This is a genomic window from Pantoea cypripedii (assembly GCF_011395035.1).
In the GTDB taxonomy this organism is placed as follows: Bacteria; Pseudomonadota; Gammaproteobacteria; order Enterobacterales; family Enterobacteriaceae; genus Pantoea; species Pantoea cypripedii_A.
Window position 1 is genome coordinate 2,218,869 of record NZ_CP024768.1, and the last position, 11,667, is coordinate 2,230,535.

At 52.8% G+C, this 11,667-nt stretch carries 9 protein-coding genes; 4 read left to right on the top strand and 5 right to left on the bottom strand.

What is annotated here, in order from left to right:
- Positions 1-2: 2 nt before the first annotated feature.
- The gene (gene sapF / locus CUN67_RS10325) at positions 3-806 is read left to right on the top strand and encodes a putrescine export ABC transporter ATP-binding protein SapF (protein WP_208715187.1); all 804 of its coding nucleotides are present in this window, start codon (positions 3-5) and stop codon (positions 804-806) included.
- A gap of 30 nt (positions 807-836) precedes the next feature.
- Here the strand turns inward: sapF and CUN67_RS10330 are convergent, their stop codons facing one another.
- Together CUN67_RS10330 and CUN67_RS10335 are read right to left on the bottom strand one after the other, a co-directional pair.
- Entirely contained in the window at positions 837-1,751 is a 915-nt protein-coding gene (locus CUN67_RS10330) for an HNH endonuclease signature motif containing protein (RefSeq protein ID WP_208715189.1), read from the bottom strand.
- A 2-nt stretch (positions 1,752-1,753) separates the two neighbouring features.
- The gene (locus CUN67_RS10335) at positions 1,754-3,418 is read right to left on the bottom strand and encodes an AAA family ATPase (RefSeq protein WP_208715190.1); all 1,665 of its coding nucleotides are present in this window, start codon (positions 3,416-3,418) and stop codon (positions 1,754-1,756) included.
- 216 nt (positions 3,419-3,634) lie between these two features.
- On the opposite strand from CUN67_RS10335, the gene fabI reads away from it, so the two are divergent.
- The gene (fabI, locus tag CUN67_RS10340) at positions 3,635-4,423 is read left to right on the top strand and encodes an enoyl-ACP reductase FabI (RefSeq protein ID WP_013509224.1); all 789 of its coding nucleotides are present in this window, start codon (positions 3,635-3,637) and stop codon (positions 4,421-4,423) included.
- Between the two features lie 238 nt (positions 4,424-4,661).
- Positions 4,662-5,774 carry an oxidoreductase gene (locus CUN67_RS10345; RefSeq protein ID WP_208715192.1) on the top strand — a complete coding sequence of 371 codons (1,113 nt, stop codon included), beginning with the start codon at positions 4,662-4,664 and terminating at the stop codon, positions 5,772-5,774.
- Here CUN67_RS10345 and CUN67_RS10350 read toward each other — a convergent pair.
- The 3 genes from CUN67_RS10350 to CUN67_RS10360 form a co-directional block, all read right to left on the bottom strand.
- A complete protein-coding gene (locus CUN67_RS10350) occupies positions 5,771-6,667 on the bottom strand; it encodes a LysR family transcriptional regulator (protein ID WP_208715193.1) in 897 nt (298 codons plus the stop codon). The two genes, CUN67_RS10345 and CUN67_RS10350, sit on opposite strands and share 4 nt — an antisense overlap.
- Before the next feature lie 14 nt (positions 6,668-6,681).
- Positions 6,682-7,401: a YoaK family protein gene (locus tag CUN67_RS10355; protein WP_208715195.1), complete on the bottom strand. Its 720-nt coding sequence runs from the start codon at positions 7,399-7,401 to the stop codon at positions 6,682-6,684.
- 92 nt (positions 7,402-7,493) lie between these two features.
- Positions 7,494-9,083, bottom strand: a complete 1,590-nt coding sequence (locus tag CUN67_RS10360; RefSeq protein WP_208715196.1) for a PTS transporter subunit EIIC — start codon at positions 9,081-9,083, stop codon at positions 7,494-7,496.
- Positions 9,084-9,330: 247 nt separating this feature from the next.
- Here CUN67_RS10360 and CUN67_RS10365 point away from each other — a divergent pair, with 247 nt between their 5' ends.
- Entirely contained in the window at positions 9,331-11,637 is a 2,307-nt protein-coding gene (locus CUN67_RS10365) for an FdhF/YdeP family oxidoreductase (RefSeq protein WP_208715198.1), read from the top strand.
- Positions 11,638-11,667: the final 30 nt, after the last annotated feature.

Consider the following 11,667-nt stretch of genomic DNA (forward strand, 5'->3'; position numbering starts at 1 on the left):
GCATGGAAACGCTGCTGGAAGTGCGTAATCTGAGTAAAACCTTCCGTTACCGTACCGGTTTATTTCGCCGCCAGCATGTCGAGGCGGTGAAGGAAGTCAGTTTTACCCTGCGCGAGAAACAGACGCTGGCAATTATCGGGGAAAATGGTTCGGGTAAGTCAACCCTGGCGAAGATGCTGAGCGGCATGGTGCCCCCAACCCATGGACAAATCCTGATTGATGATCATCCGCTGGAGTATGGCGACTATGGTTATCGTAGCCAGCGCATCCGCATGATTTTCCAGGACCCGACCACCTCACTGAACCCGCGTCAGCGCGTCAGCCAGATCCTCGATTTTCCCCTGCGTCTGAATACCGATTTGGATGACGAGGCACGGGAAAAACGCATCATTGCCACGCTGCGTCAGGTTGGCTTATTACGCGATCATGCCGGTTACTACCCGCATATGCTGGCCCCAGGGCAAAAACAACGCCTGGCGCTGGCGCGTGCCTTAATCCTGCAACCCAAAGTGATTGTGGCGGATGAAGCGCTGGCTTCGCTGGATATGACCATGCGTTCGCAGCTGGTCAATCTGATGCTGGAACTCCAGGAGAAGCACGGCATTTCCTATATTTATGTCACCCAGCATATCGGCATGATGAAGCACATTAGCGATCAGGTGCTGGTGATGCATCAGGGCGAAGTGGTGGAACGTGGCGGCACCGCTGATGTGCTGGCTTCACCGTTGCATGAACTGACCAAACGGTTGATCGCCAGCCATTTTGGCGAAGCCCTGACCGCAGAGGCCTGGCGACGGGAGCGATAACCCTATGCCGATGAGCGGCATAGGGTCACGTTAAAGTGTCTCCTCTGCCGTCGCGGGCGTTATGGCCACCGGCTGCGGCGGACGGAAAGCGTGGAGATAGTTAATCAGTTCGTGGTTATTCAATATGGCCATGTAAAATGCTGTCTCCCAATCATGGGCTTTACGGCTCGCATTTTCATCTAATCTTGCCTGGAGCGATTGTCTGAGGTCAAAATAATTATTCTTTAGCAGGGTTTGCCAGCTTAAGAATGATTCGTTGCACCATAACTTCATCCGTTCCGCGACATCAAGTTCATCGAGATGTGTGCGTATCCGACTTTTTATTGTTTTCGAAAATGACGGCGGAACAGTAAAAGAAATTTTAAAATCCGGCATTCTACCCCCATCAAAATCAATGGCAACCTTGAACTTTACTGCACTTAAGAAACTGAAGAAGTAAGGATGAATATAACGACACCTCACGCCATCTTTAACCGCGTAATGCGGTCCTTTAATGGAAGCACAGGTCGAACACTGCGGCACCAGGTTTTGCGGCAACAAACTATACTCGGCCCAACCGGTTTTAGGGATAAAATGATCCAGGGTCTCAGGTTTAACCCGAAAACCACAGTAAGGGCAAACCGTCTGTTTATGCTTTAATCTTAAATGCCTGATATATTTTTTAAGCCTGAGAGGGGGGTGTTCGTAATAATCAATAACGACATCCCTCCTTTTCTCAACGGCCGACTTTGCCGGTTCAGTGAGGTGTTCAAAATGGTACTTTGATTGGGGTAAGGCCGCATCCCAGTTGATGATCAGATCCGCATAACCTGCTATCACACCTGACAACAGAGGCTTTTCGACCTTAAATATTGCCGCATGCTGTTTAGCGCCTTTCTCTGCAATGTTAAGCCAGAGAGCAGAACGGTGGCGGCGAATAAATGTGAGCTTACGGATATCTTCCATGCTTATTCTTCATCCGATATATTAATTTCTGCATTATTATTTTGTTTTGTCAGGAGATAGATTAACGCACTATCACCAAATTCTTCCGATTGGGCTTTAATAATCTCCTGCGGGTTACGTTCTTTAAGCAAGTTGTCCAGAGAACGCTGATAACTTTTGATGGTGCGATTATCGTCAAATACCTCACCAATGATTTCATCCAGTGTCGCACCAAGTGTCTCGATTTCTGGTGAGGTGATGCTGGTCCCTTGTTTATCACGTTTAAGGACATACACATAAGGCCGACTCACTTCGCGAGCAATCACTGCCGAGTGGGTCGAAATGATCGCACAGGATCTTGTGCTCTTTAACAGCTCCTTCAGCATATCGATTAACCCCACTTCCAGCGCAGGATGCAGGTACAGCTCGGGTTCATCAATCAACAATAACGAGGCTTCATCAATGGCCGCGATGATAGCTGGGATCATATACGAATAGATTTTCTGCCCTGAACTTAACGGTAACACTTCATCATCAAGCAAAAAAACAAAACCTTTTCGCTCATCGATCTCATCTATTTTTTGTTTGAGATAGTTCTGGAGATCGAGTTTAATCAGGTTTTTCTTGTGAGTATAAAAGCCGATGGCATCAAAATTTAATGTCAATGATAACGTACGCCATAATAAGCTGAACCGACTTAATGGGTCCCACCATTCTTCCTCACGGTCATAATTAATCAACCACAGCAAAGATCTCATCGCATCAAAGGATGGATAGTCGAGGTCAAATACCCCCTTGCCATTTTTAAAACCAATATATTCGTAATTCACTGCTTTCAGATTCAGCGATCGTAATTGTGCCAGTTTATTATTCGAAACATTGTAGTTCTCTTTTATCGATTCCACTGTCGTCGGATAATTTTCAAATGGAGAGTAAGCAACAACAATTAATTTATTAAACTTATCAAGCCCCCCTGAATCAGGGAAGTCATGTCCAATATATTTTTCACATATTTCCTTTAACAAATGCGTTTTTCCGGTGCCATTTTTGCCAATAAGCAGTGCTACGTATTTTTCCGGAAATACGTCCTCAAGATTAAATCGAATATCGAACAAATCTTTGAAACAATGACTATTAAGAAATACATGGTTTTTTGTCCACAGCTGGTAACCCTCTGTGGCGGTCTTAAACCCGGTATTAATGATTTTTATCGCTTCCAGCTCATTGCGCATCAATGATCTGTCCACCCCAGGCCAATCCAGGATACGTTGCCTTTCATTAACCGGCATGGGCCTTGAAAGATCATTCATCGTCATCAGGAAATCGCGCGTGATACCTAAGCGTTTCGTCGCTGTGCCAAGTTTGCGATACAGCTCAATACTGGTCCCGAGCATGGCATGTTCCTGAGTTTCCAGTAGCCCGGTAATGCGTCGGCTTTTGTCCTCACCCCCAAGGTAGGTCTGTGATGTTAAAAAGCGACTGGTGTTTTCATGGCCGTTGAACAGTAAGCGAATCAATCCCAGCCGATAGGTCTTATCACTTACATAAAAAAGATAAAACATTGTCTGGTAACCGAAATCATCCCAGGAAGCGTGGTACCCGGTCACCGTATTATCTTTGACTAAATGAAACCCTTTCCTGCCAACTGTTTCCAGTTTCTGAAAGTTTTCTGTGTAGAAGATATCCATATGTTCCAGCTCGAATGTTCATGTAATTATTTTTAAGATTTATGCCGGTCTGTGGTTAAAAGTCAACGCTTACCGGATATGAATAAACTCACATTCCCGAGGCTCGGATTAACGCCCTGCCGAGGTTTATGCTAGAATCCGCACGTCGATTAACGTCGGTCGCGCACTTTTTAACCATTGCGGCCGCCAACAACAATGACCATAAGGATTACAGCTATGGGTTTTCTTTCCGGTAAGCGCATTCTGATTACTGGCGTTGCCAGTAAACTTTCCATTGCCTACGGTATTGCGCAGGCGATGCACAAACAGGGCGCAGAGCTGGCTTTCACCTACCAAAACGACAAACTGAAAGGTCGTGTGGAAGAGTTTGCTAAAGACCTGGGTTCAGACATTGTTCTGCCGTGCGATGTGGCAGAAGACGAGAGCATTACTGCGCTGTTCACCGAACTGGCAAAAACCTGGCCAAAATTTGACGGTTTCGTTCACTCCATCGGTTTCGCTCCGGGCGACCAGCTGGATGGCGACTATGTAAACGCCGTTACCCGTGAAGGCTTCAAAATCGCTCACGACATCAGCGCCTACAGCTTTGTTGCTATGGCGAAAGAGTGCCGTGCGATGCTGAACCCGAATTCAGCGCTGCTGACCCTTTCCTACCTGGGTGCTGAGCGCGCCATCCCGAACTATAACGTAATGGGTCTGGCTAAAGCGTCTCTGGAAGCTAACGTTCGTTACATGGCGAACGCGATGGGTCCGGAAGGTGTGCGTGTTAACGCCGTTTCTGCGGGACCGATCCGTACACTGGCAGCATCTGGCATCAAAGATTTCCGTAAAATGCTGGCACACTGCGAAGCCGTTACCCCGATTCGCCGTACCGTGACCATCGAAGACGTAGGTAACTCTGCGGCCTTCCTGTGTTCCGACCTGGCGGGTGGTATCACCGGTGAAGTGGTACACGTTGATGGCGGCTTCAGCATTGCCGCGATGAACGAGCTGGAACTGAAATAAGTTCCTGAGGGCGAGCCTGGCTCGCCCTTTTCATTTCTGCTTCTCACCCCTCTAAATCAAAAACCGCGCGATGCATGTGCCATCCCGCAGCGCCTTATACTGTCTTGCTATTAATTATCACCGATCATTCTTTTGCCCCGGACAGCCCTTCGGCGACGATAGGCTAGCCCTTCGGTACGCGCCCGTTTTCGGATTGCAGCGACCGCTACCGAGTCCGTTTTTTGCAAAAGGAATGACCATGGAACAACGCCGTTCTCCAGGCCATGACCAGTGGTTTTACGAGAGTCAGACCCGCCCGCAACACAGCGCTGCGGCACCACTGGTTCCTGAAGCTGCCCATATTGAGGATCGTTTTCTGCTCGGTTTGCAGCAGGAAGCCACCGCTTTACAGCCGTTGTTTATTCATTTTCAACCCGCCCTGCTGGCGGCGCGCGATCTCAGCCAGATTCTGTTTCCCGACACCTTAACGCCTACTTTGACGCACACCCTGACGCTGTATGACCGTCTCAGCACCGCGCTGACCGTGGCTCAGGTGGCGGGCGTACAACGCCTATGCAATCACTATGCCGCGCGACTGAATCCGTTGCCGGGTCCGGACTCCTCACGAGAAAGCAATAACCGGCTGACGCAGATCACGCAGTATGCGCGTCAGCTGGCGATGCAACCGGCGCTGATTGCCGCCAGCAGCATCAGCGCGCTGGATGCCGTCGGCCTGACGGAACCGGATATTGTCACCCTTAATCAACTGGTGGGGTTTGTCAGCTATCAGGCGCGCGTGGTTGCCGGGTTACAGGCGATGATGGGCCTGCCAGTGCGCTGGATACCCGGCGTATCGCCACCGCCCGATGCCGAGGCCGCATTATTTCAGCAACCCGCGCGCTGGCAACATGCGCTGAAACCGGTCGAGCTGCGTTATGCCACGGCTGAACAGCTGGCGGCCATGACTTTCTGTCAGGGAATAGATGGGCTGGATGAGGCAGTGTGGTTGCTGGTACATGATGCCCAGACCCTGTATGGCTGGGCGACATTGCAGCAGCGATTGAGTGAGCATTTTGGTGCGGATGAGGCTCAGGTGCAGGCGGTAAGTGCTCGAATTCTTGGCTGCCAGCGCCGGTTTGATCGCCATGCCGGAGAGATGCGAAATACGCTCATCAATGGCGTTGCCAGTGACGATCCGCTCACCACGTTAAGCGCACAACTTACCCGGCTGCCTGAGCGTTTCAGCGCCGCCCATCTGCAACCGCTGCTTAATGCCGGCTGGAGTACAGAACAAATCTTTACCCTGCTTCAGGCGGTGGCGCTGGCAAACTGGCAGGACCGCCTGCTGATGGCGCTGGGCGAGACACGTTAATCAGGCAAATGCCCGCGCGCTTCATCGAAAAAATGCTGAGCCAGCGGGGTTGCCCGGCCTGGTTCAGCAATCACCAGCGCTGCCTGACGTCCCATCGGCGCGATCTCAATCGGTCGACGTTGCAAATTTTGCAGCATTTCCGGCAGCAAATGACCGCAGGGCGACACCATCACCCCCAACCCTACCTGCGCGCTTTGCAGCAACTGCATAATGGAGGCGCTCTCGACAATCACCCTGGGCTGGAGCCCGGCAGCACGTAGCTGGCTATCAAGATAACGGCGGAAATAGCGTGTCGGCTCAGCGAGACACAGCGGCTGGGTGGCAAGCAGCGCCAGATCGAGCGTCTGATGTTCCAGCAGCGCCGGAAACACCTCGGGATTGAACACCGCCTCAACACCGCGATCCTTCAGTAGCGCCGTCTGGAAATGCAGTTCACGCAGCGCATTGAGTTCAAAAAAACCAATACCGCCATCCACCGTATGGCTGTTGAGCGCATCCAGTAACTGATCGGCACTCATCGCCGATACGCGATAATCCAGCTGCGGGTAGCGTGTTGCCACCGCCTTCAGCAGCGCTGGTAGCGCTACGCTGCACTGCGGCATCACCCCGAGACGCAGGGTGCCATTCACACCGTGTTTCAGCGATTCAACTTCCAGCTTGAGTCCCTGATACACCGAGACGATTTCCCGCGCCCAGGCCAGCACCCGCTCACCTTCCGGGGTGAATCCATCAAAGTTGTTGCTGCGGTTGATCAGCGACAGACCCAGCTCGCGTTCAAGATTTTTCAGGCGCATCGAGAGCGTAGGCTGGCTGACAAAGCTGGCCTCGGCTGCCCGGCCAAAGTGACGCTCACGTTCTAAATTGCAAAGATAAATTAACTGTTTGATATCCATATATTTTCACAAATTCACAGCGACACCTGGCGTGCGCGTCTGAGGGCGGTCAAAGACATCATCGTCAACATCAGGCCGATCATTAATAACAATTTAAAACTGATAGCTTTCAGCAGCACGATACCCACCACACCACCGCCGAGAAACGCCAGCACCGTGTACAGATGCAGCTTTAGCCGTTCGATATATAACGGCGCATCCTTGGGTGATTCTTTGCGCCGCAGCACATCAAATAGCATTGCCAGCTCGATACCGATATCGGTCGAAGTGCCGGAAACATGGGTGGTTCTGACTCGCGCGTTAGAAATCCGCGTCACCACCGCATTTTGTAGCCCAAGAAGAAAACTCAGGCTGAGGATCAGCTGCACCCCGGAATCGCCATTAGGAAACCAGCTCTCCAGCACGCCAAGCACCAGCAATGCGATGCCCTCGATAAAAATATTGATGGCGTAAATACCACGAATTTCACGCCGCCGTCCGGCGTTGATAATCAGAGTTGAGACCGAAGACCCCGCAATAAACAGCAGGATAATCAGCAGAAAAAACAAGCCGATATGCAGGTCAACTTTTGCCAGATGATCTGACAACAGCGAGACGTTACCGGTCATATTGGCGGAGAAAAAACCCACGGTTTCAAACGCTGCCGTATTCAGTGCGCCAGCCACGGCGGCAAGAGTGCAGGCCAGGCTGCGGTCGGTATTATAGGTTCTGGAACTCTCGGTGCTTACCAGCATGACTTTTCCCTGACTACCCCTCAACCCGGCTATCATCCTGCCAGCGCTGAATATTCTCAAGCGCTTCCATGCGCATCCGGCTTTTTTCCCTGTCAGGCGACACCCAGCGCGCTTTTCACTTCATTGGCGATCTTCTCTACCTGCGGGCCATAAATCACCTGCACATCATGCTCGCTGACCCGGTTCACGCCATTCGCCCCGGTGGTCATCAGCGTCTGATCAACAACTTCATTCATCTGTTTAACGCGCACCCGCAGGCGGGTAAAGCAGCAATCGACATCCTCGATATTGGCCTGCCCACCCAGCCCGCTGATGATCACCTGGGTACGCTCGTCGGCCGCCACCTGCTCCGGTTTTTGCTCATCCTCGGATTCACGCCCCGGGGTTTCTACCCGCATACGCGTAATCACCAGGCGGAAACCGTAGTAGTAAATCGGCGCGTAGATGACGCCAAGCACCAGGGTCCACCACCAGTGCGTTTTGCTGCCGCCGAGAATGCCAAACACCACAAGGTCGATGGCCCCGCCCTGCACGTTGCCAATCATCAGGTGCAGCATCGACATCAGCATAAACGACAGGCCTGTTAACAACGCATGCAGGAAATACAACACGGGTGACACAAAGATAAAGCAGAACTCCAGTGGCTCGGTGATACCGGTGGTAAAGGAGGTGAGCGCACCAGCCAGCATCAGCGCTTTGACGCGTTGTTTATGCTCCGGCCGTGCGGTGTGGTAGATCGCCAGCGCCGCAGCGGGCAGACCAAACATCATCACCGGAATTTTGCCCTGCGCGAGGAATTGTGTCGCGGTGCGTACCGTGTCGTCAGGAATCGCCCCCGGATTGGTCAGCGAAGTATTGAAGATATTTAACGCGCCGACAATGGTCTGTCCGTCCACGGTCGCCATGCCGCCAATGGGCGTGAAACGCACCGTTTCATTGAGGATATGGTGTAAACCGGTCGGGATCAGCAGACGTTCGCAGGCACCGAGCAGAAACGCGCCATATTGACCACTTTTACCGATCATCTGCCCCACCCAGGCAATTGCTGCACCGATTGTCGGCCAAATCAACGCCAGCAATATTCCCACCAGCGGCAACACGACTACGGTGATAATCGGCACAAAACGCCGTCCACCGAAGAAGCTAATGGCAGTCGGTAATTGCTGGGTATAAAAGCGATTATGCAACGCCACCGTAATCAGCCCGGCAATCACCCCGCCCAGCACACTCATGTTGTAGGTAAAGATGCCCAGCATCTCGATGTATTCCGCTGAGGTCATCATCGCCGTGGTCTGATCCATCCCAGACTGCTGCAAGGCTTCAGCCGTGGTGGTGGCTGCTGTCATTCCTTTGGCCGCCAGTGTGGCACTGATGCCGACATTCATGGCGATAAAACCAATGACAGCGGCAAACGCCGCGGTAGGCTTCTCAGCTTTTGCCAGACCAATCGCACTGGCAACGGCAAAAAACACCGGGAGATTGGCGAATAGCGCGCCTGCCACCTTACGAATAAACCCAATAATGAGCTGAGGAACGTGCATATGCGCGAAAGCATCGCCTGTAATCGCCGGGTTTTGCATTGCCGCGGCGAGACCGAGGAATATCCCGGCGGCGGCAATCACCGAGATGGGCATCATCAAGGCTTTACCGAAGGCGTGAATTTGGCTGGCCAGATTCTTCATGGTTCAGACCCTTGCAATAATTGAAAGTACAATTATTAGCCAGTTATCCGGGTGGTACGTAACCTCAGGCTCTGAGCTGCCGGTAAAGTTTGAACTGGCTCACGCTTCTGTCCGATTAGCGCGATAAACGCGACCTATCGCACCATTAAGTCAATCAATTAGACAACTTTTGCTGTCAGTCGCACACTTTGCGTCAACAGTCGTCATATCCTGATAACAACTCCTAAACAATAAGCCTGCATTTACTATGAAATTTAAACGTAAAATTCAGCCCTACCGCGCTGCCGCCGGTGGATGGGGCTCTTTGGAAGCGACCACCCGTTTCGTCTTCGACAGTAAAGCTGCACTGAAAAACATGCGTAATCTACTGCGTATGAACAAAGCACGCGGTTTTGACTGTCCGGGCTGTGCCTGGGGCGATGACAACAAAAGCACCTTCAGTTTCTGTGAGAATGGTGCCAAAGCGGTGACATGGGAAGCGACGCGCCGCGTAGTTGAACCGGCATTCTTCGCCCAGCACAGCGTCAGCACGCTGTATCAGCAAAGTGATTATTTCCTCGAATATCAGGGCCGTCTGACCCACCCGCTGCGCTACAACCGCGACACTGACCATTACGAACCCATTAGCTGGGATGATGCCTTCGCGCTGGTTGCCAGCCATTTACAGGCGATGGACCACCCCGATCAGATGGAGCTTTACACCTCCGGTCGCGCCAGTAACGAAGCATCCTGGTTGTATCAATTGTTTGGCCGCCTGATGGGCACCAACAATTTCCCTGACTGCTCCAACATGTGCCACGAAGCCAGCGGCTCTGGCCTGAAACGCAGCATTGGCGTAGGCAAGGGCACTATTCGTCTCGACGATTTTGATCATGCCGATGCGATTTTTGTTTTCGGCCAGAATCCCGGCACCAACCACCCACGTATGTTGCACAGCCTGCGTCACGCCGCCGATCACGGTGCGCGTATCGTCACCTTCAATACCCTACGCGAGCGTGGTCTGGAGCGTTTTGCCGATCCGCAAAAACCGCTGGAAGTGGTGACGTCAATGGCGGGCACCATCAGTTCGGCCTATTACCAGCCGAATCTGGGCGGTGATATGGCGGCCATCCGTGGCATGGTAAAAACGCTGCTGGAAAACCATCGCGCGCTGATCGCCGCCGGAGAAAAAGGTCTGTTTGACGAAACCTTTATCAACGCCGCCACTCAGGGTGTGGAAGCCTATCTGACGGCGGTGGATAACACGCGCTGGGACGACATTGTGCGTCAGTCCGGATTGAGCGAAGCGCAGATCCGCGAAGCCGCGGCCATCTATCAAAGCGCCGACCGGGTAATCTGTACCTGGGCAATGGGGATTACCCAGCATAAACATTCCGTCGATACCGTACGTGAAATCGTCAACCTGCAACTGCTGTTTGGTCAGCTGGGCAAAAAAGGCGCCGGTCTGTGCCCGGTGCGCGGCCACAGTAATGTGCAGGGCAACCGCACCATGGGCATTGATGAAAAACCCAGTAAGGCATTCCTTGATGCGCTGGGCAAACATTTCGATTTCGAACCGCCGCGTGAGCACGGCCACAACACCGTGGAAGCGCTCAACGCCATGCTGCGTGACGAAGTGAAGGTCCTGATCGCACTGGGTGGCAACCTGGCGGCGGCGGCACCTGACTCGCCGTTGACCGAAGAAGCGCTGCAACGTTGTGGTCTGACCGTGCATATCAGCACCAAGCTGAACCGTAGCCATCTGGTGCCCGGTCACGAGGGGTTGATTCTGCCCACTCTGGGCCGTACCGAGCGCGATCGTCAGGCAACCGGCAACCAGTTCATCACCGTGGAAGATTCATTCAGCATGGTGCATGCGTCGGAAGGCGTCGGTATTCCGCTGGCGGACACCCAACGTTCAGAAACCGCAATTGTCGCCGGTATCGCCCATGCCACCCTTGGCAAAGAGAAAATTGACTGGCTGGCGCTGGCCGATGATTACAATCTGATTCGTAATCACATTGCCGCCACCATCCCAGGCTTTAGCGATTTCAACACCAAATGTGATCTCCCGGGTGGGTTTTACCTCGGCAACGCCGCCGCAGAACTGCGTTTCAATACCCCGTCACAGAAAGCCGAGTTCAGCAACGCGGCCCTGCCCACTTCGCTGTTCCCACAGCTGGGTGATGTCGAGGTGCCGTTTACCCTGCAAACCCTGCGTTCGCATGACCAGTACAACACCACCATCTACGGCCTCGATGACCGTTATCGCGGTGTGTACGGCCAGCGTGAAGTGGTGTTTATCCACCCGGACGATATGCAGGCGCTCGGTTTCAGTGAAGGCGAACTGGTGGATATCGAAACCCTGTGGAACGACGGTATCACTCGCCGGGTCAGCGGTTTCAAACTGGTGCCCTATAATATTCCCCGTGGCAATCTGGCTGCTTACTATCCGGAAACCAACCCGCTGGTGCCCCTTTCCAGCTACGGTGACGGCAGCGGCACCCCGACTTCGAAGTCAGTGCCGGTGAAGCTGGCCTTAACCGCCGCTGTGCCAACCCAACGTATTGCCTGACGGCGGGTTATCAGAAGGTAAAAAGCCGCG